21 protein-coding genes are annotated in these 23,888 nt (G+C 47.8%); 11 read left to right on the top strand and 10 right to left on the bottom strand.

What is annotated here, in order from left to right; all coding sequences use genetic code 11:
* Nucleotides 1–125: 125 nt before the first annotated feature.
* Nucleotides 126–1,610: a xylulokinase gene (locus tag GJR95_RS40060; protein ID WP_162391215.1), complete on the bottom strand. Its 1,485-nt coding sequence runs from the start codon at nt 1,608–1,610 to the stop codon at nt 126–128.
* Nucleotides 1,611–2,076: 466 nt separating this feature from the next.
* Between GJR95_RS40060 and GJR95_RS40055 the strand changes: the two genes are divergently transcribed.
* On the top strand, nt 2,077–3,072 hold the full coding sequence (locus GJR95_RS40055) for a bifunctional heptose 7-phosphate kinase/heptose 1-phosphate adenyltransferase (protein ID WP_162391214.1): 996 nt from the start codon (nt 2,077–2,079) through the stop codon (nt 3,070–3,072).
* Nucleotides 3,073–3,160: 88 nt separating this feature from the next.
* On the opposite strand, the gene hemE is transcribed toward GJR95_RS40055, so the two are convergent.
* Nucleotides 3,161–4,180 (bottom strand): uroporphyrinogen decarboxylase, encoded by a 1,020-nt coding sequence (gene hemE, locus GJR95_RS40050; RefSeq protein WP_162391213.1) that lies wholly within the window; start codon nt 4,178–4,180, stop codon nt 3,161–3,163.
* A 118-nt stretch (nt 4,181–4,298) separates the two neighbouring features.
* Between hemE and GJR95_RS40045 the strand changes: the two genes are divergently transcribed.
* From GJR95_RS40045 to GJR95_RS40035, 3 genes are all read left to right on the top strand, one after another.
* On the top strand, nt 4,299–5,243 hold the full coding sequence (locus GJR95_RS40045) for a Fic family protein (protein WP_162391212.1): 945 nt from the start codon (nt 4,299–4,301) through the stop codon (nt 5,241–5,243).
* A 66-nt stretch (nt 5,244–5,309) separates the two neighbouring features.
* Nucleotides 5,310–5,636: a DeoR family transcriptional regulator gene (locus GJR95_RS40040; RefSeq protein WP_162391211.1), complete on the top strand. Its 327-nt coding sequence runs from the start codon at nt 5,310–5,312 to the stop codon at nt 5,634–5,636.
* 21 nt (nt 5,637–5,657) lie between these two features.
* The gene (locus GJR95_RS40035) at nt 5,658–6,734 is read left to right on the top strand and encodes a glycosyltransferase family 4 protein (RefSeq protein ID WP_162391210.1); all 1,077 of its coding nucleotides are present in this window, start codon (nt 5,658–5,660) and stop codon (nt 6,732–6,734) included.
* 68 nt (nt 6,735–6,802) lie between these two features.
* Here the strand turns inward: GJR95_RS40035 and GJR95_RS40030 are convergent, their stop codons facing one another.
* Both GJR95_RS40030 and GJR95_RS40025 read right to left on the bottom strand, forming a co-directional pair.
* A complete protein-coding gene (locus GJR95_RS40030) occupies nt 6,803–7,453 on the bottom strand; it encodes a hypothetical protein (RefSeq protein WP_162391209.1) in 651 nt (216 codons plus the stop codon).
* A gap of 2 nt (nt 7,454–7,455) precedes the next feature.
* On the bottom strand, nt 7,456–7,800 hold the full coding sequence (locus GJR95_RS40025; protein ID WP_162391208.1) for a PadR family transcriptional regulator: 345 nt from the start codon (nt 7,798–7,800) through the stop codon (nt 7,456–7,458).
* Between the two features lie 172 nt (nt 7,801–7,972).
* Between GJR95_RS40025 and GJR95_RS40020 the strand changes: the two genes are divergently transcribed.
* From GJR95_RS40020 to GJR95_RS40010, 3 genes are all read left to right on the top strand, one after another.
* Nucleotides 7,973–9,814: an ABC transporter ATP-binding protein gene (locus GJR95_RS40020; RefSeq protein ID WP_162391207.1), complete on the top strand. Its 1,842-nt coding sequence runs from the start codon at nt 7,973–7,975 to the stop codon at nt 9,812–9,814.
* A gap of 297 nt (nt 9,815–10,111) precedes the next feature.
* Entirely contained in the window at nt 10,112–10,861 is a 750-nt protein-coding gene (locus GJR95_RS40015; RefSeq protein WP_162391206.1) for a ferritin-like domain-containing protein, read from the top strand.
* A gap of 12 nt (nt 10,862–10,873) precedes the next feature.
* Nucleotides 10,874–11,644, top strand: coding sequence for a ferritin-like domain-containing protein (locus GJR95_RS40010; RefSeq protein WP_162391205.1), 771 nt, complete (start codon nt 10,874–10,876; stop codon nt 11,642–11,644).
* 177 nt (nt 11,645–11,821) lie between these two features.
* Here GJR95_RS40010 and GJR95_RS40005 read toward each other — a convergent pair whose 3' ends face one another.
* A complete protein-coding gene (locus GJR95_RS40005) occupies nt 11,822–13,255 on the bottom strand; it encodes a hypothetical protein (RefSeq protein WP_162391204.1) in 1,434 nt (477 codons plus the stop codon).
* Nucleotides 13,256–13,620: 365 nt separating this feature from the next.
* Here GJR95_RS40005 and carB point away from each other — a divergent pair, with 365 nt between their 5' ends.
* A complete protein-coding gene (gene carB, locus GJR95_RS40000; RefSeq protein WP_162391203.1) occupies nt 13,621–16,497 on the top strand; it encodes a carbamoyl-phosphate synthase large subunit in 2,877 nt (958 codons plus the stop codon).
* Between the two features lie 213 nt (nt 16,498–16,710).
* Here the strand turns inward: carB and GJR95_RS39995 are convergent, their stop codons facing one another.
* The 4 genes from GJR95_RS39995 to GJR95_RS39980 all read right to left on the bottom strand — a co-directional run bounded on the left by GJR95_RS39995 (nt 16,711) and on the right by GJR95_RS39980 (nt 20,497).
* Nucleotides 16,711–18,288, bottom strand: coding sequence for a DUF4394 domain-containing protein (locus GJR95_RS39995; protein WP_162391202.1), 1,578 nt, complete (start codon nt 18,286–18,288; stop codon nt 16,711–16,713).
* Nucleotides 18,289–18,541: 253 nt separating this feature from the next.
* Nucleotides 18,542–19,243, bottom strand: a complete 702-nt coding sequence (locus tag GJR95_RS39990) for a porin family protein (RefSeq protein WP_162391201.1) — start codon at nt 19,241–19,243, stop codon at nt 18,542–18,544.
* Nucleotides 19,244–19,450: 207 nt separating this feature from the next.
* Entirely contained in the window at nt 19,451–19,873 is a 423-nt protein-coding gene (locus tag GJR95_RS39985) for a hypothetical protein (protein ID WP_162391200.1), read from the bottom strand.
* A gap of 27 nt (nt 19,874–19,900) precedes the next feature.
* Nucleotides 19,901–20,497, bottom strand: coding sequence for an RNA polymerase sigma factor (locus GJR95_RS39980; protein ID WP_162391199.1), 597 nt, complete (start codon nt 20,495–20,497; stop codon nt 19,901–19,903).
* A gap of 92 nt (nt 20,498–20,589) precedes the next feature.
* Here GJR95_RS39980 and GJR95_RS39975 point away from each other — a divergent pair, with 92 nt between their 5' ends.
* The 3 genes from GJR95_RS39975 to GJR95_RS39965 all read left to right on the top strand — a co-directional run bounded on the left by GJR95_RS39975 (nt 20,590) and on the right by GJR95_RS39965 (nt 23,426).
* Complete coding sequence (locus GJR95_RS39975; RefSeq protein WP_162391198.1) at nt 20,590–22,455, top strand: vWA domain-containing protein; 1,866 nt, start codon at nt 20,590–20,592, stop codon at nt 22,453–22,455.
* A 147-nt stretch (nt 22,456–22,602) separates the two neighbouring features.
* Nucleotides 22,603–22,899 (top strand): hypothetical protein, encoded by a 297-nt coding sequence (locus GJR95_RS39970; RefSeq protein ID WP_162391197.1) that lies wholly within the window; start codon nt 22,603–22,605, stop codon nt 22,897–22,899.
* A gap of 152 nt (nt 22,900–23,051) precedes the next feature.
* Nucleotides 23,052–23,426 (top strand): hypothetical protein, encoded by a 375-nt coding sequence (locus tag GJR95_RS39965; RefSeq protein WP_162391196.1) that lies wholly within the window; start codon nt 23,052–23,054, stop codon nt 23,424–23,426.
* A 122-nt stretch (nt 23,427–23,548) separates the two neighbouring features.
* On the opposite strand, the gene GJR95_RS39960 is transcribed toward GJR95_RS39965, so the two are convergent.
* Nucleotides 23,549–23,878 (bottom strand): hypothetical protein, encoded by a 330-nt coding sequence (locus GJR95_RS39960; protein ID WP_162391195.1) that lies wholly within the window; start codon nt 23,876–23,878, stop codon nt 23,549–23,551.
* Nucleotides 23,879–23,888: the final 10 nt, after the last annotated feature.

Below are 23,888 nucleotides of genomic sequence, written 5' to 3'. Positions count from 1 at the left end.
GAAACTGAGGCCCGTGCTGCTGACCCTCTCGCAGAGTACGTTCTTCGTCTGGAGTGAGACTGGCAAAGCGTGGTTGCATTTCACAAAGCTAATTCATTGCATAAATAAATCTGTCTGAGTACTTATTAATCATTTTGTTGTAATACCTCCAGCCATCGCCCATACGTATCGCGGTAGGCCTCCTGCGCCCGCATGTCTGGCTCAATGGTGCGGACAATGTGCAGACCTGCAAAGGCTTCGGTGGCACTTTTATAATAACCCAATCCTATACCGGCTCCTCGGGCTGCACCTTGTGCGCCATCGGTGTTGTAAAGTTCGATAGACGCACCGGTCAGGTTGGCGAGTGTGTCGCGGAAAAGAGGGCTCAGGAACATATTAGCCTCACCCGCTCTGATCGTCTGTAAACCCACGCCCACGCTTTCCATGATCTGGATACCATAATATAACGCAAATACGATCCCTTCCTGAGCAGCACGGATGAAATGCGGTAAGCCATGCCGGGTTAATTGCAGACCATGAAATGAAGCGCCTAAGTCGGCGTTTTCAAGAATACGCTCGGCTCCATTACCAAAAGGCAGGCATAGCAACCCGTCAGCACCGATAGGGGCTTCATGAGCCAGAACATTCATCTCATCGTAGCCAATGCTGCGACCTAATACCTGGTTGCGTAGCCAACTGTTGAGAATGCCTGTTCCGTTTACGCACATCAACACACCGTAACGAGGTGTCTGGGGTGTATGGCTTACGTGCAGAAAAGTGTTGACCCGTGATTTCGGATCGTAACTAATCTGGTCGCTAACGCCATAGACTACGCCCGAGGTCCCGGCAGTGGCTGCGATCTGACCTGGCTCCAGTACGTTCAGTGAGAAGGCATTGTTGGGTTGATCGCCAGCGCGATAGGTAATGGGCGTTCCGGCAGAGAGGCCAAGTTCGGCTGCTGCCGACGCACTTAACTCACCTTGGGGAGCAAATGTTGGTTTGATCGTTGGAATTAGACCTGAATCGAAACCAAAATAATCGAGTAAGAATTTGGCTGGCTGGTCCTCCTGAAAATCCCAGAACACGCCTTCCGACAAGCCCGAAGCTGTTGTTACAATATCGCCAGTCATGCGGGCGGCCAGATAATCACCAGGAAGCATAAATTTATGCACCTGAGCGTATACATCGGGTTCATTTGCTTTTACCCAGGCGAGTTTGGCCGCCGTGAAGTTGCCCGGTGAATTGAGCAGATGTTGAAGCGTACGATCATGGCCAAGATCGTCGAACGCACGATTGCCGAAGGAAACGGCCCGGCTGTCGCACCAGATGATGGATGGGCGTAAGACAGTAAAATCTTTGTCGACAACAACCAGCCCGTGCATCTGATAGGAAATACCGATAGCTTTTACATCGCCGGGTTGAACATTGGCCTTTTTCAGAACGGCTTTACTGGCCAGACAGGCATTTTTCCACCAGTTTTCGGGTTGTTGTTCGGCGAAACCCGGTAGAGGGGCTTCGATCGCCATTTCGGTTTCAGGAAAAAATGCCGAAGCAACGGCAGTGCCGCTTTCGGCATTAACTAAACACGCTTTAACGGACGAGCTGCCCAGGTCGAAGCCAAGGAAATACATAAGGTATGTGATTGAGAGGGCTTATCTAATTTGTTTTGTAGTTGGAGAACTATCGCCTATCCAACTCTCGCACAACAAAGATTGCCAATGAGTTTATTTCTTAAAGGTTCTTGTCAGGATTATTTCCCACATCCTTTTAAAATAATCCTCAGGAAGCCTTTGACAGCGAGGAATATTATTGGGTCTGGTTCTATTTTTAGCGAGGTACGTTGCATAATAATGGGCCGACAATGGAACGAAAAGATCAATTAAGTCAGTAGGATAAACTGTGTTTTTTGTGAAAACGTCTCTTTAATAAAAGCTCAATATACTTTTTTCGTATCGATCAGTCAAAGCGCGTTTTGGGAGGTAAGTTTTACCGAAAGGTGCAGCAACGAGGCTCCGCTTCCTCAATCTACCAGGCTCCGTTCGAAAATCACTGCTGCTTTTCGTTTCTTTGTATCCTGAAACAAGATGATTTGCGCCTATGAGTCCGGTCCTGGATATGACCATTGACGAACTGTTCGACCAATTCGATAAACTGCGCGTCCTGATTATTGGCGATGTAATGCTCGATTCTTATGTGTGGGGGCATGTTGAGCGCATTTCTCCCGAAGCGCCTGTGCCTGTTGTAACCGTCGACCGGCGCGAACTTCGGCTTGGCGGAGCCGGTAATGTGTTACTGAACGTTCAGGCATTAGGGGCCGAAGCGATCATTTGTTCGGTCATTGGAACCGACGAACCCGGCGACCGACTTATTGGGCAACTCAATGAACGGAACCTCAACTGTGATGGACTCATCCGCAGTAACGAACGAATTACAACGATTAAAGAGCGCATTATTGCCAGCTCACAACAGGTTGTGCGTGTAGATACCGAAACCGATAGATACATCACCAGCGAGGAACGGAATCAGTTGATAGCCAAGGCTAAAGAGCTGATTCCGACCTGTCACGTTATTATTTTTGAGGATTACGATAAAGGGGTATTGAGTAAAGAAGCCATCGCCGAAATCACGGACTTTGCCAACGAGCAGGGAGTGCCTACAGTGGTTGATCCGAAAAAGCGAAACTTCCTGTCCTACCAAAACACGACGCTGTTTAAACCTAACCTGAAAGAACTACGCGAAGGATTGAAACTTGAATTCGATGTAGATAATGCCGAAGAGTTTCAGGCGGCTGTCGAGGAATTAAAAGACAGGCTTAATGTAAAGGGGGCCTTAATTACGCTTTCTGAGCGAGGTGTATTTATTGATTTCAACGGCGAAAAATGCCAGTTGCCAGCTCACATTCGTAAGATTGCCGACGTGTCGGGCGCGGGCGATACGGTTATCAGTATTGCAGCCTGCTGTGTGGCTTTGAAGCAATCGGCCAGCATTATTGCCGGATTGTCGAATCTGGGCGGTGGACTGGTTTGTGAATCAGTAGGTGTTGTACCGATTGATAAGGCCCAATTGAAAGAAGAAGCAAAAGAGAGCTTGTAGCGAAAGCCCTGAATGTAAGTTAGTTGGGAAGTCGCCGGTTAAGTTGTAGGGCAACTCATTGTCTACAACTTAACCGGCGTTTGCTATTTTACATTTCTTTCACGGCATCAACAAAACACCGTGCTTTGTCGGGGTCGGTGTCGGGGTAAATGCCGTGCCCCAGGTTGGCAATGTAATGCTGATGACCAAAGGAATTGAACATCTGCTTCACTTCAGCCCGAATCTGGGCAAAATCGGCGTAAAGTACACAAGGGTCGAGGTTGCCCTGAAGGACACGATCCGGAATTAATTGACGCGATTCATGCGGGTCCATATTCCAGTCCAGGCCGACCACGTCGCAACTCAACTGCCCAATATCATGTCGGGCAAAAAAGGCTCCTTTGGCGAAGACTGTTATTGGGGCATCCGTTATCAGATCGCAAATCTGTTTGATGTAAGGCAGAGAGAAGGTACGGTATTGTTCCGGCGACAGAATGCCCGCCCAGGAGTCGAAAATCTGGACCAGATCGGCCCCTGCCCGTATCTGCGCCTGCAAATAACCAATCGTACTGTCGGTAATTTGCTGAAGGAGCGCATGGGCGAAGTCGGGATCGGTATAGAGAAGTTTCTTGGCAACCGAAAACGTTTTAGAGCCTTTTCCTTCGGTCATGTAGCAAAAAATGGTGAATGGCGCACCTGCAAAACCGATCAGCGGGACACGTCCATTCAGCTCTTTTTTGGTCAGCTTGATTGCATCCAATACGTAGCCCAGATCACTTTCGGCATCGGCAACCCGCAAACGGCTCAAGTCAGCCAACGTGCGGACGGTCGATGGAAATACCGGCCCCCGACTTTCGATCATCTCATACGGAAGCCCCATCGCTTCGGGCACGACCAGAATGTCGGAGAAAATAATGGCCGCATCTACGTCGAATGCATCGACTGGCTGAATCGTCACTTCAGCGGCCAGTTCGGGGGTTTTCGCCAACGTAATAAAGCTCCCGGCCTGCTCCCGAACAGCCCGATATTGAGGCAGTACCCGGCCTGCCTGCCGCATCATCCAGACCGGAACTCGTTCCGTCAATTCACCCCGAGCAGTCCGGAGTAGCAAGTCATTCTGTAAAGTCATGGTGCAAAGATAATCCTGAACAGGGATGAGTTAACCGTCGATCGATTGAATATTGCTCGATTACAATACATGTAGTAGATTGCCCATTATTGCCCAATATTTCCAAATTTTTGAAATAATGGGAAAAATAGAGCCGACGCCAACCTATCAATCATATATAGACTACTTTCAGGACTTTATTAAAAAAGGGCGTCTAGATGTTCATGCAGCGCTGTATCAGAAGGGTATTATTCGAAAAATTAACGATGACTATCTGTATTGGAGCGATGTAAAATATAAGGTTCCAACAGAATATAAAGATGTCTTGGCACCGATAGATCTTTGGTCTATCGTTAAGGAAGACCGTTTACATAATAGGCGTTATTTCGAAGTTGGCCACGAAGGATTCTATTTTACAAAGACTGATTCGCTGGAACAGCAATTACACGAGTTTGACCTTCATCTGGCGGGCGCGCCTGGTAAACAAACAACGGCTGCTAGTGAAGTGGATAAACACCAGTATCTGATCGGATCGATCATGGAGGAGTCGATTGCATCCAGCCAGATCGAAGGGGCTATAACATCACGGATAGTAGCTAAAGAAATGCTTCGCAAAAAGCGCCCGCCAAGAAATATGTCGGAGCGAATGATTGTCAATAATTATTTAACCATTCAATACATTATTGACATAAGAAAAGATTCTTTAACCAGTAACAATTTAATGGAATTACATCGGCTAATGACGGCTGATACACTAGACAATCCGGAAGAGTCAGGTCGAATTCGATCACACGATACGATTTATGTGGTCGACGCTATTAATGGAGACATTATTCATACTCCTCCATCTCCTTCATCACTGTCAACATTTATTGATGATCTATGCCGATTTTTCAACGATGAAACACCTGATTTTTTTGTACATCCAGTAGTTAAAGCAAGTATTATCCATTTCTTGATTGGCTATTTTCATCCTTTTACGGATGGCAATGGTCGAACAGCCAGGGCCTTATTTTATTGGTATCTATTGCGCAAGGGCTACTGGCTAACCGAATACTTATCTATTTCCAGAGTCATCATGTAGTCAAGGGCACAGTATTATCGGGCCATTCAGTATACTGAAGCTGATGAAAATGACCTTACTTACTTTGTGCACTATCAGGTAAAAACGCTCAGTCGGGCGTATGATGAACTGAAGAAATACATTGATCGGAAAAATCAGGAAAAACGCCAATTACTCATTCTGCAACGCCAGGAAAAGTTATCGCCCCGTCAAGCCCAGATTGTTGAATGGCTGAGGCAAGACCCTAACAGTATATTATCTATTAAGGAAGTAGAGACACGATTAGGGGTTTCAAATCAAACGGCCAGGAATGATATTCGTATGTTAGTACAGGCAAGATTTCTGGAAGAGTTGCCTATTAATGGTAAGGAAAGGCACTACATTCGGGGAGAACGTTTAACGGGGGAAGTGTAACTTTGTCGTTAAAATGTCTTTATGCCTTCTCTTTTTATCGATGCCGAGCGTTTGCGCGACCTGAATAGCGGCCTTGGGCAGGTATGTCTGCATCTTGGCCATGAACTTGTTCGCCAGCGCCCCGACTCATGGAATATAACATTTCTGGTACCGAAAGGTCAAAGTGGTGTTTTCGGAAATACAGTGAATTACATTGAAGCATCGTGGCGGCAGAAGCTATGGATTTCCGGAAAATTTGATGTCTGGCACTGTCTCCATCAGGATTCGATGTATTTGCCATTGCGGTCAAAGCTGATTCTGACAATTTATGATCTCAATTTTCTGGAGCGGGCTGATTATTCCGTCGATAAAAAGGCGCGTAAACTGGCTCGTCTTCAGCGTAAAATTAACCGGGCTGCGTTGTTAACGGCTGGATCGGCCTACACAGCCTCGGTGGTGCGGGAGCATTTGCGAATTCCGCAAACATTGCCGCTGAAAGTCGTCTATACCGGTGTTGCTGTCGATCCTGCTAAAACACCTGCTGAACTACCATCCGATTTAGCCATTCGTTCCTTTACCGATTCGCCCTTTTTTCTGTTCGTGGGCGTTATTCATCCCAAGAAAAACGTTCACACGCTTCTGCCGTTACTCGAGGCATTTCCCGATTATCGGCTCGTGTTAGCTGGGCCCGACCGACATCCTTACGCGGAACACATTCGCGAACAGGCTCAGAAACTAGGCGTTGCCGACCGACTGCTGATGCCCGGATCGGTGGACGAATCAACCAAATTGTGGCTATATGCGCACTGTGAAGCGTTTTTGTTTCCATCGTTGTCGGAAGGGTTTGGCTTGCCTGTTGCGGAAGCCATGACGTTTGGGAAACCGGTATTCATTTCTAATCTGACGAGCTTACCCGAAGTTGGGGGCAAAGAAGCGTACTACTTTGACAACTTCGAACCGGAAAGTATGGCTAAACTCATCCATGATGGTTTGCATGACTTTGGGCAAAATGAGCTTCGGCAGGAGCGATTGCGCAGGCGGGGTGCCGGATTTAGCTGGCCAACCGTGGCCGGGGATTACTGGAAGCTGTATGAAGGGTTGATAGCTGGAAGGGTTTGACCAGGGGAACCAGAAAAGAGGCTTAAATTAGTGTGAAGCCTGGATTTGATTGGGCGTTAGCATTCGATTCAGGCGGATTTGTAATGAAAATTTTCACGAGCTAGCTGGATTAGGCTAGCCGAAACCAGGAGAAACGAAATACAAAAAAAAGCCATAAATATCGGGTAAGCTATTAAATACTCAGCCCAAAGATTATCAGAGAACAGGTCTAAAGTGCAGATGATAGCAACCGGTAAATTGGCATACCGGCTCAAATAGCGCCAGGCTAGTTTTTGCCTATTAGTATGCTCAATGCCCCACCCCATGAAGGTGTATAATAAAGCCAGACCTGGAGTAAACAGGATTATGACAAATGCGATACTTGCAATCTGGTTCGTCATTAACTCAGATAACTGGTATACGAGTAGTGCACATGCCAGTGTAAGAATGATGGTTGGCCACCGGAAATACGATTTGAGAATCCATAAATGTCTTATTATCAATTGATTTTTAGTACTTCTTTCGTAATTCGTCTGAATTTTTTGTAATCCTTTTTCCGAACCTAATTCAGTCCATGCCCATTTACTGGCATTATCAAACGATAGGCCAGTTTCCATTTTTAGCTCAGTCAGTGTTGCATAGTGGTCAAGAAGTTCGTTCATAACCTCGTCATAGTCAATATGAGCGAGTTCCCGTAAATCGTAACGCAGACTCTTAAGTTGAAAATTCGATAGTGCCATTGTTAAAGATTTGGTTTTAATTTTAAGACCAAATTCAGGTTCTCCAGAAAGTTAGTCAGCTCGGCGATGCGTCCCACTGCTTCGGTGTGCCCCGTCTTTGTCAGTGAATAATACTTTCTGGCCCGACCATCTACGAGCTGCATTTCAGTACTTAGTAGCCCTTCAGCTTCGAGTTTATGTAACGCTGGATAAAGAGCACCTTCCGTAATTGTCATTTCGCCTGCTGTTAGCTCTTTCACCTTTTGGGTTATCTCATAGCCGTACATCTTCTCGCGGTCTTCGAGCAATCGAAGAATCATGATCGATAAACTACCTTTTAATAAAGAGGAATTTGTTGGCGTACTCATGTGCCAAACATACAAAAGAATTCTATATACCTATAAATCTTAGGTATCAAATTTCATGAAGTGGAATTTCTTTATCGATGCGAGAGGCTATAATTCTTCTCAATAGAAAGCCACTTTACAAAATCCTGTAAATCCTAAAATCAGCTAAATCCCGGTTACCTTTGCATAACCAATGAAAACATATCTTCGCTTACTCTCGTTTGCCAGGCCGCTGGGTCGCTTCCTGACGCCATTTGTGCTGACGTCACTACTGTCCAGTGTGTTTGGTGTTTTGAATTTTGCCCTCCTCATTCCGTTGCTGAGCACCCTGTTCAACCAGGTCGATACCAACCAGATGCAGCGGCTACTAAGCCAGCCAGCGCCCTCGCTGATTTCAGTAGTTACCTCGCCGACCCGTGTCTTTAATTATTATTTTGCGCAGGCTTTTTCTACATACGGTCAGGTCGGTACGCTTCGATTCGTTTGCGTTGTCATTGTGCTGTCCGTATTGTTCAATAACCTGTTCAAATATTTGTCGGTCCGGCAGCTTGAGTCCTTTAAGGTACGGATGGTGGCTAAACTTCGGGAGGCTGTATTTGGGCAGACACTGCGATTGCAGCTTGGCTTTTTCTCCAATGAACGCAAAGGAAATCTTATTTCCCGCATAACAACTGATGTACAGGAAGTTGAAAATTCGATTGCCAACACACTCTCGGCAGCTTCGAAAGAAGTGTTTTTGCTAATCGGATACATCATTGCCCTATTGAGTATTTCGGTCAAACTGACTCTGTTTGCTATCATCGTAATTCCAATTTCCGGCGGTTTTATTGCTACGCTTGTTCGTCGGATGAAACGTGATGCGCAGGAGGGCCAACAGCGATTAAGTAGTCTGGTGAGCTTACTGGACGAAACCTTCGGCGGAATGCGGGTTGTGAAAGGGTTCGTGGCTGAAGGGTTCATTCTGGATAAGTTTCGGCAGGAAAACGAAGGGTACCGACGGGCGGTTCGATCGCTGGCCAATCGGCGCGAACTGGCATCTCCATTTTCGGAAGTGATGGGCGTTGCCGTCGTTGCCGGAATTTTGCTCTATGGCGGATCGCTGGTACTTAATGGCCAATCGGATTTAACCGCTGCTGAATTTATCTCCTACATTGCCATTTTCTCGCAGGTAACACGTCCGGCCAAAGACATCTCCAATGCGTTTAGCGGCTCCCAGCGGGGGCTGGCTTCGGGCGAACGTGTCCTCGAATTGATTGATACGCAGCCAACTGTTCGGGATAAGCCGGGTGCTGTGACCCTGAACAGCTTCCAGAAAGAAATTTCGGTCCGGAATGTGTCGTTTGCCTATAACGCTGACACGCCGGTTCTGCGGGATATAAGTTTTGATCTTTCTAAGGGAAAGACGATTGCGCTTGTTGGATCATCAGGGGGCGGAAAGTCGACCATTGCCGATTTAATTCCGCGATTCTATGATCCAACGGCCGGTCAGATTCTGATCGATGGTGTGGACCTGCGCGATTGCACCATGGAGTCGTTGCGGACACAGATGGGCATCGTAACCCAGGAAAGTATTCTGTTCAACGATACGATTTTCAATAATATCGCATTCGGTAGTGCGGCCACCGAAGCCGAAATAATGGAAGCTGCCCGGATCGCCAATGCGCATGATTTCATTATGGCTCAGTCGAATGGTTACCAAACAGTGATCGGTGATCGCGGAGGGAAATTGTCGGGTGGGCAGCGGCAACGCATTAGTATTGCCCGGGCGATCCTGAAAAATCCACCCATTCTGATTCTCGACGAAGCAACATCGGCTCTCGATACGGAATCGGAAAAACTCGTTCAGGAAGCCCTGACCCGCCTGATGGCCAATCGGACCACACTCGTTATTGCGCATCGACTCAGTACGATTCAACACGCCGATGAGATTCTGGTTGTTAATCAGGGACGTATTGTTGAGCGTGGTCGTCATGACGAATTATTGACGCTCGACGAAGGATTCTACCGGAAGTTAAGTACAATGCAAAATGTTTAAATACCTCTTTATCGGTAAATGTGATTTTGCTTGTAGCGCCTTGTTACAACAGGTCTCAATTTTGCTGTTGTGATAGTTGGTTAGAGTCGACGGAAAACTGCATTTTAAGTGAATCAAATAGTATAATTTTTTTCCTCATAATCATTACTGAACGGTTGTTTTTGGGCCACTTGCTCAAAAACGTGCCAAAAGGTCTCTGGCCGACAGAAAAGGCAAATCCATTGAGCCCGTTTGCGAGTAGTTAGTGCAGCTTCTCGACCGTCGAGAAGTAACTCCACTAAACAATAAAAATGCTCAATGGAAAAACTACAAAATGACCCAACGGCAACTCCGCAGGGCCTGACCGGTAAGGCATCGGCAGCTTTAGGACGCCGTGTGTTCATGCGCTATCTGGGCGCCACCGCAGCGGCTGGTGTTGTATTAAGTGCTTGCCACGATCAAATTGTTGACCCAACTGTTGCCACAGGCTCAGCCCGCGCTGGTGAAGCAATCGACCTCGGTGATATTGGTTCTAAAGACGTAAACGTACTAAACTACGCTTACGCGCTGGAACAGTTAGAGGCTGCTTTCTACACCCAGGTAATCAAGACGCCTTATGCAGGCATCAACGGGTATGAAATGGCGATTCTGAGTGATATCCGTGATCACGAAATCGCTCACCGTGAATTATTCAAAGCTGCTTTGGGTGCTGCCGCAATTCCAGGCCTGACACCTAATTTCAGTAGCATCAATTTCGGCAGCCGCGCATCTGTACTTGGCACCGCCCGCGTTTTTGAAGCGATCGGCGTTTCGGCATACAATGGGGCAGGCAAGTATATCACTACGCCAGATTACCTGCTACTGGCTGGTAAGATTGTGTCGGTAGAAGCTCGCCATACGGCAATTATCAGTGAGCTGGTGAATCCTCAGACGACCTCTTTCGCTGGTGACGATATCGTTGCAGCAGCCTCTGGTCTGGGTGAGGCACGGACACCGGAAGAAGTTCTGACTTTGGTCCGGCCGTTTGTTCTGGAAATTATTAATGGTAAAAACGGACGTCGTGCCTAAACTTCAACAGCCATGAATCTACAAAACATACTTACTGAAATTGAGAAGGTTGATGCTGACGTGTTCGAACGCCTTGACCATGTATCGCGTCGTCATGTTTTCCATAATTTTCTTAAAAAAGCACTGACAGGCGTTGCGCCAGTAGCTTTTGGGGCCATTCTAAACAAAGCCTATGCGCAAAGCAGCGTTGTTACGGATGTACTCAATTTTGCGCTGACGCTGGAATACCTCGAAGCTGAATTCTACAATCGGGGTCTGGCCTCGCCAAATCTGATCACAGGTATGGAAGGCTGGAATACCTTCCAGCAAATTGCTAAACACGAAAATGCTCACGTTGCCTTGCTGAAATCAGCGCTGGGCGGTGCGGCTATTTCGAAGCCTAATTTTGACTTCTCTGCTAAAGGGGCCTATCCTGATACGTTCTCGAACTATCGGACTTTCATGGCTCTTGCTCAGGCTTTTGAAGATACCGGTGTTCGTGCTTACAAAGGCCAGGCTGGCAATTTGATCAGCGCACCGGATATCCTGACTGTAGCTTTGCAGATTCACTCGGTAGAGGCTATGCACGCGGCTAAAGTTCGGTATCTGGGTGGCAGCAGAGGCTGGATCATGGGTGCTGCCGGTTCGCCATCAGCCGTTTACTCCGGCGAAGATGTGCGCGTTGAAGGTGGAGTTGATGTTGTCAATCTAACAGGCCTTGGTGTCGATCAGGTCACGGGGGCCTTTGATGAGCCACTGACTAAAGAACAGGTGCTGGCTATTGCCACTCCATTCTTAGCGTAAGTAAGTGGAGTGAATGGTTGGGTAGTTGGTGAGCAGGTTTCCTGTTCAATCAACTACCCAATTGTTTTTACTGTTTTTTGTCGGGATCGGGTTCTGTTCCCGTGCCATGGTTTCTTAAGATCGACAAAATAACCGTGGACAGGGACAGAACCCGCCCGCCCCCCACCAAAAAACGGTTTATTGAACCGGAGCAACCGTAACACTTTTTAGCCTCATATTCGAGCCTTTCTCAAGGTTATTCTGTGGATTGAGCAGACAGATTTGATTAATAAGGCCGCTCCATCCCGAATGACCGCTCAGATTAACTTCATAGGTTCGGAATTTACCATCACCAACGATAGGAAAGTCGATCTGTCGATCCGGACCGTCCAGAAAATCATAATCTTCGGGTTTACGCCAGACGATTCGGGCAGTCGTTGCTTTTGTCGTAAAGGCGGCCTGGATGTAAATTTTAGGCACATCGGTCGGTTTCCAGTAGACAAAGGGGCTACATACCCGGAAGTTTGCTTTCGACGTGTCGGCCCGTTGCCAGTTAACGTTCAATTCATTTTGAATAGGCCATCCTTTATCGGTTACGTTGTAGTAAAACCATCCCTGGCGATCCTTCGTGAACTTAAAGTTTGGAACCGTTTCCGGGCGCGGCTGAGCGTAGGCGTACTGCCGGATATCGGCCAGCGTTCCCAGGATGAGCGTGTACTCGAACTCATAAACGCCATTGTGATCAATTTGCAGGAAAGGGTCGGCATTCATGTAATAGCTGGTCACATCAAATTCTTTCCCGACATGCCCAGACCCGAATCCGTTCGTTTTGAACCGAAACTGGTTAGGCTGGTATAAACCCACGCCACGCCCTTCATCGTTGAGTAGAGCAGTCCAGTTTTCGGTGGTATAATGACTGAGCATCTCAAGCTTTGAGATTTCGGTTACGGGGCCGTTGGTAAACGGCTGTGTACCGGTGTAGGTAACCATACGATACCAGGGGGCATTCAGGTATACGCAGGGCATTTCCTGGGTTCTGCCATCGTATTGAGCCGTATCGGCACGATTGATAGTACTGCGGATTTTTACGTGTGCGGTATTGCCCTGAAGCTCGATCCAGTGCTCCATAAAACAATCGGCCGGTTCGTCAAAGAGCGGCCAGATAAGCGGAATCGTCTTAACATAGAGCGAATTCTGCCCCTGCTGATAACTGACAATACGAGCCGGGTGGTTGTAATAATCGCCAGTCTGAACGGGGTTCCACCCCAGGTTACGCCAGAAATAAACGGGATCTTTTCCGTTCACTGAATAGGGAAAAGGACCGCCATAAAGTGCAGTTTGTAATTGCCGGCCCCAGTCATAGTTATTAACCATATTTTCTGAACTGCCTGCTTCGGAGAGGTAATTGATGGCACCGCCCATGTTCAGGTCAATGGCTAACCGAATTTTATCGTTACCGATAAATAGGCGATTTTGCGCAACGGGCTGGGTTTGTGGCGGTAGATTACCCGGATTGGTAGGGGTAGTAGGAGGGGTATAAGGGGCTGTTGCTGGATACTCGCGTACACAGGTAAAAGCCAACATGCTAACCGCTACACACAGGAAGTAAAGGTAAAATCGAGTTCGGAACATATATTAAAAACTTATTAATCAAAAATACGAGCCTACCCGACGTTTTCCAATTATTATTATTTACTGACCCGTCAATTTCGTTGCGCTAATTGGCACCCCGGTGCAAAAATATAGCGTCTGCTGAAACTGGACGTAAGTCATAGTCGTTTCGTAATAGCCGGAATACTAGTGACCTATATCGGATAATTATATCGAATCTGCCTATTTCTAAAATTCCCCTTTTCCGTTCCCTCTTAAACCCCTAATTTTGCAGGATTTTTGACCACCCCATAACGGATTGGTTGTCAATTAGCCACTGTTCGTCAATAGTTAATCGTTCATCATTCATTCGGGACCGCCCACGCGGTTCATTGTCCCGCTGAAAAATGCCCAAAAACGCTCAAATCCGCTCGGTTCTTATTATCGGTTCTGGCCCTATCGTTATCGGACAGGCCTGTGAATTTGATTATGCCGGTTCTCAAGCGGCCCGTTCTATTCGGGAAGAAGGTATTGAAGTTGCATTGATTAACTCCAATCCGGCTACCATCATGACCGACCCTATCAACGCCGATCATGTTTATCTGTTGCCGCTGGAGAAAAAGTCCATTGTTGAAATCCTGAAGAAACATCAGGAAATGGGACGGCCCATCGATGCTGTTTTGCCGACGATGGGTGGCCAAACGGCGCTGAATCTGGCTATCGACTGCGAAAAGGCTGGTATCTGGGAGAAGTTTAATGTAAAAATTATCGGTGTCGATATTCGCGCCATCGAGACGACCGAAGACCGGGAGAAATTCCGGTTACTGATGCTGAAGCTGGGTGCAGGCGTTTGTGAAGGGCGCACCGCCCGGTCTTTTCTGGAAGGGAAAGAAATTGCGCAGGAAATAGGCTTTCCGCTCGTTATCCGGCCGTCGTTTACACTCGGCGGCACGGGGGGCGGCTTCGTTAATCATCCTGAAGATTTCGATAAGGCACTCACCGCCGGTTTGCACGCATCGCCCGTTCATGAGGTGCTGGTTGAGCAAAGTGTGATGGGTTGGAAAGAGTATGAACTTGAATTGCTGCGTGATAATAATGGCAACTTTATCATCATCTGCTCCATCGAGAACTTCGATCCAATGGGTATTCATACCGGCGACAGTATCACTGTTGCACCGGCTATGACCCTGCCCGATACGCTCTACCAGAAAATGCGCGATCTGGCCATCCGGGTGATGGCTGGTATTGGGCAGTTTGCGGGAGGCTGTAACATTCAGTTTTCGGTGAATCCGCAAACCGACGATATCATCGTTATCGAAGTAAACCCACGTGTTAGCCGGTCGTCGGCGCTGGCGTCGAAAGCAACGGGTTATCCGATTGCCAAAATTGCCGCTAAAATGGCCGTTGGTTACAATCTGGACGAGTTAATGAACCCCATTACGGGCACGACTTCGGCCTTTTTCGAACCTGCCATCGATTATGTGATCGTGAAAGTGCCGCGCTGGAATTTCGACAAGTTTCCGGGTGCCGACCGTTCATTAGGTCTGCAAATGAAGTCGGTTGGTGAAACAATGGGTATTGGCCGTAATTTTCAGGAAGCCCTGCAAAAAGCCTGTCAATCGCTTGAAATTCGCCGGAATGGCCTTGGTGCCGATGGCCGTGAACTGACTGACCGCGATGCGCTGACCCAGAGTCTGGCCCATCCGAGCTGGAACCGTCTGTTCCACATCTACGATGCGTTTAAAGCCGGGATGTCTTTCCGGACCATCCAGCAACTGACCAAAATAGATCCGTGGTTTCTGCACCAGATCGAAGAGTTGATTGAGCTGGAGCGCGAGATCGAACAGTACGATCTGGATGATCTGCCGCCCGAACTGCTTCGTATTGCCAAGCAGAAAGGCTATGCTGACCGCCAGCTTGCTCACCTTTTGCAGGTGAAAGAAAGCAAGATTTATGACTACCGCCAGACGCACAATATCCGTCGCGTATTTAAATGCGTAGATACCTGCGCGGCTGAGTTCGAGGCAAAAACACCCTACTATTACTCGACGTTCAACAACCAGCTGCCGATCACAACCGACCGGCCGGAGCCTGTTTCTGACTTGCCGGGTAATGAATCGGTTCGGAGTAATCGGAAGAAAATTGTCGTGTTAGGTTCGGGACCGAACCGCATTGGGCAGGGCATCGAGTTCGACTATTCGTGCGTGCATGGCGTGTTGGCCGCTAAAGAAGCGGGTTATGAGACGATCATGATTAACTGTAATCCGGAAACTGTCTCGACCGACCCCGATATTGCCGATAAACTGTATTTCGAGCCTGTCTTCTGGGAGCACGTTCACGCCATTATCATGCACGAACAGCCCGAAGGCGTCATTGTGCAGCTGGGTGGCCAGACGGCGCTCAAAATGGCCGAAAAACTGACTCGCTACGGTATCAAGATTATCGGTACCAGCTGGGAAGCACTCGATCTGGCTGAAGATCGGGGCCATTTCTCCGATTTGCTGCGCAAACTCGATATTCCGTATCCAAAATTCGGAACAATTCGCGAGTCGGAAGGGGCTATCGAGCTATCGCGGGAGCTTGGCTTCCCGCTCCTGGTTCGTCCCAGTTACGTACTTGGCGGGCAGAACATGAAGATCGTCATTAACGAGAACGAGCTGGAGCAGCACGTGATGAAGATTCTGAAGGATATTCCAGACAATAATATCCTGCTCGATCACTTCCTTGAGAATGCGATTGAAGCCGAAGCCGATGCAATCTGCGATGGCGAAGATGTTTATATTATTGGTATCATGGAGCACATCGAACCGGCTGGTATTCACTCGGGCGATTCCTATGCGGTTTTACCAACGTTTGACCTGAGCGAGAATGTGATCCGGCAAATTGAGGAGCACACCAAAAAAATTGCGGTTGCTCTCAAAACGGTTGGGCTGATCAACATCCAGTTCGCCATTAAAAACGAAGTGGTTTATATCATCGAAGCCAATCCGCGCGCTAGCCGGACAGTTCCGTTCATCTGTAAAGCGTATCAGGAACCTTATGTCAACTATGCAACGAAGGTGATGCTGGGCGATAAAAAGGTGAAGGATTTCGACTTTAAGCCGGTGAAAAAAGGCTACGCGATCAAGATTCCGGTGTTCTCGTTCAGCAAATTCCCGAATGTGAACAAGGAACTTGGCCCCGAAATGAAATCGACCGGCGAAGGCATCTACTTCATCGACGACCTGACGGACGATTATTTTCAGAAAATATATTCCGAACGGAATCTGTATCTGAGCCGGTAAAATACATACAGCCTGTTTGTTAGGGTGTCAGTTTTAGGAAACTGACACCCTATTTTATTGTAGCGTTTTATACGTGAATGATTAAATCCAATTGCGTCTTCATTACCGAAAAAGCCAGCCGGCTGCTCTGTACAGAAGCTACCTACGCTACACACAAAAAAGCCCAACCTACTCACGCAGATTGGGCCGATAATTAACAGTTGGATTATGTCATTAGAAACCCAGGCCAACGGCAAAGCCGCGAACCGATGGGTTGCCTGTGAGATTAGCGCTGAATGATGCGGCCCCTGACGACAGGTTGATCGTATAGACTTTAGTCGAACCGCCCGAACGCAGCAGCGCATAACCCATATTCGAGGTACCACCGATATCGAAGCCGTTACCACCTTCTATCTCAACCCCAAGCGAGCCAACAGGCACCAGCGTTCCATTGTTGGGAGGTGTCTGCATAACTAACCAGGCACTGCCTGTGCGGGTATCAATGTCGTATAGGGTTGTTGCCGTTGAGCCTGCGAAGTTGTTCGTATAGGCGGCTGCTGTTACGTTTGGTGAGCCCTGTCCTGACGCAAAAGCCAATGTGCCATCCACACCGACTACAGTGCCATCATTAGGGTTGAGTCGCAGATCCTGACCATTGAAACCGACAAGCCGGATACGGTCAACCGTTGGGTTGAAATCAAATCCGAAGTCACCTCCTGCACTTGGAATCGACGGCGTAAATGGCCCTGAACCCACTGCCGTAGCGGCACCATTTGAGGTGTTTATGGTATAGAGCCGGCTTGTGCTACCCAGCGCAAATAACTGCCCGTTAGCCGGTCTGAAATCAATACCATACAACGTCTCACCGCCTTGTAAGCCCGTAATGGCTTTGGTTACGGACGAGCCTGTCATTGGATTGAAGATATACAGCGTATTGGCACCATCGACGGCGTAAGCAACCGGCTCCGTTGGAATGGCTACCCCAACAATGCTGGTTGTGCCTGGCAGGTCGCCTAAACGCTCGGCACGGCCGCTTGCCAGATCAATCTGATAAAGTCCTTGCGTAATGCCGCTAATTAAGGTTGCAATGGCACTGCCATCGGGGGCGATGTCGAAACTACCCGTACCGGCAATGTCAATACCCAGTGAACCGACCTCTGCCAGCGTTCCATTATTGGGCGGGTCCTGGCGATACAGTTTGTCCGTAATTGGGTCAATATCGTATAAGGTTGTCGTGGTAGATCCTGAACGGTTGTTGGTGTAGGCAACCCCCGAAACGGCCACGTTGGCTACACCATTGATGGAGCCATCAACAATCATTACCGTTCCTGTCTCCGGATTTAAGCGCAAATTCTGACCTTTATTCGTAACAAGCCGAATGCGATCAACTGTTGGGTTAAAATCAAAGCCAACCACATCGCCGTTAATACTGGGTGAGAATGCGCCTGATCCCAACGCTGTAGCCGCACCATTGGCCAGATTAATAGCATAAATTCGGCTACCGTTACTGACGCCATATAACTGACCCGTTGCTGGTCGGAAGTCAATGGCTACCAGCCGTTCGTTGTTCTGAACGCCTGTAATATTGATCGTGCCCAGATTGACGCCAGGATTCTGCGTATTCAGTTTTAATAACTGATTGTTGTCTGTCAAGACATAAAACATAAAATCAGCAGACAGACGTGCATTGGCAGTAGAGAGGCCACTTTGCGGCTCTAGCTGTGGTTGCATATTCTGACAGGCATTAAGGGTCAGTAGCGTGCCCAGGGTTAGCATACCGATCAGAGAACGGAGCGATTTGTTATAAAACATGGCTGTTGATTGTAGAAAAAAGTTTCATAGACGAGTACACAATAAAAGCCTATACGATCGTGCAGGCTGAATAGATTGCATCAGATTAAAAAAAGATTAAAATCATATTATATGGCGTTAAAATGTGATTATTTTGAAGGTTATAGATTGGTTTTCAGTCTATTAATGGGATAAATAGTTATTACATTCCAATAAAAAAGCGCCCCTGTCCAGACAGGGGCGCTTTTTTATTGGAATGATTTTTCGGTAGTATCTACCGCCGATACCGACTACGATATTCAGGACCAACACCAAAGCCATAGCCTAGTGTTAAGGTAATTGTGGAGTTGTAAATGTTTTGCCCCCCAATGCCACCGGAGATCGGCTGGCTTGTCGCATCGGCCAGGCCATAGGTATAGCGGGCATCGATCAAAAAACGTTGCCGTTCGCCCAAACCTGGAAAGTTTAACTGGAAACCGGCAAATAAGCCAAGGTCGGGATTATTGAACGCTTCTGAGTTCGTTACATCCGGCTGGGTTGATCCGCCGATCTTTTGATTAACTCGTTTGGCGCTTAATGGTATAGCCAGCGTTGGACCGAAGAAAAGATTTGGCCGGAAATTACCACTCAATGTCAGGAAGTAGCGTAATGCCACCGGGATTTCCAGATAGTTAATTTGCTGTTTCAGTTCAACGGGTACGTTGCCTGGGTTAACTCCCGTAAATTTACCACCGCGTTGAGAATATAATACGTCGGCGGAGATGCCGAAGTGATTTAATGAACTGTACATCAGAAAAGCGCCCGCTACAAGACCAGGAGTCATTTTGTAGCCTTCCACATCACCCCGCAATGTGGATAAATTCAAGCCAACGCGCGGCCCTGCGCTGAAACGTTGCTGTGCGTAAGTAGTTGATAAGCAAGTTAAAAGGGCTACGCATGGAATGGCGAGTGAACGTAGCGAAATTGAGCGAAACATAGACTATAGAATGAGTTGTTATGCCGGGTTAACGTCCTAGCTTTCCTAAATGTTTTACTCTATCAAACTACTTCTTATGTTCCGGTTTTATATATTCGACTTTATGTAGGTTTTTATTGGGAATTAATTGTACCGAGTTATGAACGAAAACGGTCAATAAACTATTTTTTTTCGCCTTTTCAGACGAATCTAATTTCGCTCAGTAGCCTATCCGCAAGGATACGAATAAGGTTGAAGAGATGCCATAAACGGGCTTATCTGTCTGATTTTCAGGGTCGTTTTAGGTTTGTTATTTGGTTTCTGTTTGGTCGGATGCTTGGCTACAAAGAATATGATATAAATGGCCACGGCCAGCATAAGCAGAATGGCAGCAGTAGTTGTGGCTATCCAGAGCGGCCAAAGCCTTTTTTTCGTCGCTGATGAGTGAATACGCTCTTGAAGCGCATCACGTAGGTTCGCCAGTTGTTGTGTTGTCGGTGTGGCGGTTTGCTGCATCGCTTCTAAACCTGCCAGGGCATCGGCATAGAAGGGGTCTTCGAGCAGTAACCGCTCGACCCGGTGCCGGGCCGGACCATTCAGCCGTCCGGCCTGATAGGCGCGCAAATCGTCAAAGGTCAATTGATCATTCATATTGGTAAGGCAAACAGGCGTTCCAGATTACTTACTCATACAAAGTTTCAGCATTCGTCGGCCGTTTTGCAAATAACTTTTCACTTGTTTCAGGTCGTATCCCGTCAGGTCAGCGACTTCCACATAACTTTTTTGGTCAAGATAAAATAAAGTCAGACACGTGCGCTGTTCGCTCGGTAACGTTTGAAGACACGCTTCCATTCGGCTAAGATCTTCTTCAAGATCAAGCGTTCGGTTGTCCGACTCATCCGCTATGGTTGCCGTGACCGGATTATCGTCCATATCACTGTCTGCGGTTAAGCCGGTTAGCTGAACCGCTTTTGGGTGCGCCTGACTCTTGCGTAACTGCATCAGGCAGTAGTTCCGGGCAACACTGTGTAGCCACGACTGAAATTGTTGTACGTCATGTTTGCGCAGATCCGTAATTAACTGCTCAAACAGGTGCATAACGGCGTCTTTAGCTTCGTCTTCGTCGCGCAGATAGTTATAACAAACGGCATAGACCAGCTCCATGTGTCGTTCATACAACTCCCCAAGCACGGATAAATCACCCGTGGCGCGGTAAGCCGCAACATACTCCGCATCGGTAGTAAGTTTTGATTTACGAAACCGTTTAAGAAACATAGACCCAGTTGAACGGTATAATGCTGTTGATGCCGTCTATTAATTGCACATCTATAAAACGGATGTAATACTGTCCTAAATTCCATACATGCATGAAAACTTTCTTTGTTTGCTGGATGCTGCTTGGGTTAACGGTTGGTGTCAGAGCCCAAACGGAAATAGTGAGGACAATTACGGGTATCGTAACTGACCACTCTACGAATAGCCCATTGCCAGGCGTAACAGTTGTTGCTAAGGGAACTAATCGGGGAGTTGCCACAGATGCTAAGGGATACTACTCGATTGGTGTGCCAAAGGATACGGTAAGTCTGGTGTTTCGTTTAGTGGGTTATCGAACGCAGGAAATTGCCATTGGGAAGCGCCAATCTATCAATGTGACATTAAGTCCTGACGGTCAAGCCTTGAAAGAAGTGGTTGTAACTGGGTATAAAGTAGCGCAAAAGCGAAGTATTACGGGTAGTGTTGGACCGATAAATTCCCGCCCAAGCCCTTATTATCGCCCGCCAAATCCGTCAACCGAAAGTTACAAAGCCATTGAAGAAACCGGTTTTCAGGATGTTCGTCGCCAGCCAGTTACTACCTTCTCGGCCGATGTAGATCGGGCGTCGTATAGCAACATTCGGAGAATGCTCAATAACGCAAAGCGTCCACCCAAAGACGCGGTTCGGCTGGAAGAAATGATCAATTATTTTTCCTACCAATACCCACAGCCAACCGGCGAGGCTCCCGTGTCGATAACAACGGAACTGGCCGAATCGCCCTGGAATCCCGGACTGCAATTACTGCGGATTGGGTTGCAGGCGCGTAGGGTAGCGAATGATCGTCTACCACCAGCGAACCTGGTATTTTTGATTGATGTGTCGGGGTCAATGAGTGATGAAAATAAACTGCCACTCGTGCAGGCATCTCTCAATCTGTTGGTCGATCAACTGCGGCCTATTGATCGCGTAGCCATTGTCGTATATGCCGGAGCGGCTGGACTTGTGTTGCCACCAACGCCCGGAAACCAACCGCAACGAATCAAAGATGCCATTAATCAGCTTCATGCCGGAGGCTCAACCGCTGGCGGAGCCGGTATCGAACTAGCTTATAAAGTGGCGCATGATAACCTGGTTGAAAAAGGAAACAACCGGGTTATTCTGGCTACAGATGGTGATTTTAACGTGGGTATTTCGGGCGATGGCGAGTTGCAGCGTTTGATCGAACAGGAACGTAAGAAAGGCGTTTCCCTGAGCGTACTTGGCTTTGGAATGGGTAATTTGAAGGATGCTAATCTGGAAACGCTCGCTGACAAAGGAAATGGCAATTACGCATATATCGACAATTTGCCCGAGGCCCGTAAAGTGTTCATTACTGAGTTTGGGGGTACGTTATTTACGGTAGCCAAAGATGTTAAGTTGCAATTGGAGTTCAATCCGGTCTATGTACAGGCGTATCGGTTACTGGGCTACGAAAATCGGCGGCTTAACAACGAAGACTTTAAAGATGACCGTAAAGATGCCGGTGATTTAGGGGCAGGCCATAGTGTAACGGCCATCTATGAACTGATTCCGGCTGGTATGACAAGTCCGTATCTACCCAAACGCGATTCATTAAAATACCAGACGCTCGTTGAAACAAAAGCATCGGGCCAGTCTGGCGAACTGCTCACGCTGAAGGTACGCTACAAACAACCTACTGATTCTGTTAGCCGACAATTGGAGCATAGTGTGCAAAGGCAAGCGGTGACACTCGATCGGGCTTCGGCCGATTTCCGATTTGCGACTGCCGTGGCTGAATTCGGGTTATTGCTGGGCGAATCCACCTTCAAAGGGTCAGCTCAGTATGGCCAGGTGGTGAAACTGGCTAAAGGATCGCTGAATGGTGATTCCGAAGGCTATCGTAGTGAATTCGTCCGAATGGTAAAAACGGCTGCTGGCTTAAGTTCAGTATCAATAACAGATGATGAGGATAAGTAATAAGTAGCGTTCAACCGGCCGGCCTGGTTTACTCCGAAATCGGGCCGGTTTTCAACGGCCGAGCCTGGACACTTGCTCGATAACCCACCAACAAAATAACCTTCTTAGTATGGCATTCGTTGAGTATAGACACAAATACTCAATGTTATGAAACGGATCGTGTTTAGTACCATCCTGTTATGCGCTGGCTTAGTGGCCAGTGTCTATGCACAAAGCAATCAGTCGCCAACCTTACAACAGACAACGTCGACGGAGGATAATCGGCGGGCCAATCCGCCTAAGCCAAGGCTAAAAAAGGTAAGTGCCCAGGAACAGAAAGAACTGGAAAAGGGCATGGACACCACTTTACCCAAAAACCGCACCAAACCTGACCGGAAGCCACGCCGACTTCCGCCCGATTCACTTCGGCGGGGAGGAGCCACACGTGTAGATACGATTCGGTAACGAAAAGTAGCCACATGGTTTGTTCCGCCGATCAATTCGTGAATCGCTAAACTGCTAACTCCACAGAGCACATGTCCCTAAACAGACCCTGGCTAAAATAGTCAAACAAATTAGCTGAAACAGAGTCGTGTAAGATAAACCAGCAAAACGTTATGATTAAATTGATGATCGGTGCCTTACTGATAACGACCACAACGTTGGCCCAGACTGCACCACAAACGGCAAAAAGTAGCCCGTCGAAATCGGTGTCCGCTTCAACGGTCACCAGGCCATCGAAACAAACGGCGACATCGGCTAAAGCGACAACGAAAAGTAGCTCTACGTCTACGGCGCCTGATGCCTCCCGGCGTTCCTCGAAACCAATACCCAAGCCGTCGTTAAGTGATAATCTGGAGAGTAAAGACAACGCCATTCCCAGCTATAAGAAAGCGAAGCAGGCCGGGGAGCATAAAGTCAAACCCAAGTTTTCGCCACGCCGAACGGCATCGGGTGCTCGTCCAGATACGATGGATCGCAGGAAACAGTAAGAAAATAGCGAAGTAGCGTGGCCTTGTGGTCATGCTACTTCGCTAAAAGCCCTGTAAGGTTTTGTATGGTTAAGAGGACGTACTTTTTCATGGTACTTGTTGTTTACGCATAAAGCTTTTCTCTAAAGGTTCATGACCCAGTTCTGCACTTGAGAAAGCGATCCAGCATAAGTGCCCGACGGACTGATTGCCGAGCCTTGATCGGTCAACGCATTTAATTGTATAGTACAGAAAATATGGCCGGGGTATCTGCGTAAATGCATTTTGACGGTTGAGTCGTCGAGCCAGGTTACGTCTGATGCCGACCAGGGATCGCCGTTGAGATTAAACAGTTCAACGTCATCACTGACCCGGATCAGGTAGGGTTGATCGACCCAGTGACTCATTTTCATTTCGTAGCTACCGATTGCCACTTTAAACGTTTTTTGGGGAGAAAATAGCTCTTCCAGCATAATGATTTTG

The sequence above is a fragment of the Spirosoma endbachense genome, from assembly GCF_010233585.1.
Lineage (GTDB): Bacteria > Bacteroidota > Bacteroidia > Cytophagales > Spirosomataceae > Spirosoma > Spirosoma endbachense.
The sequence above is the reverse complement of the archived record's forward strand: the minus strand, read 5'-3'. Positions and strand labels throughout refer to the sequence as shown.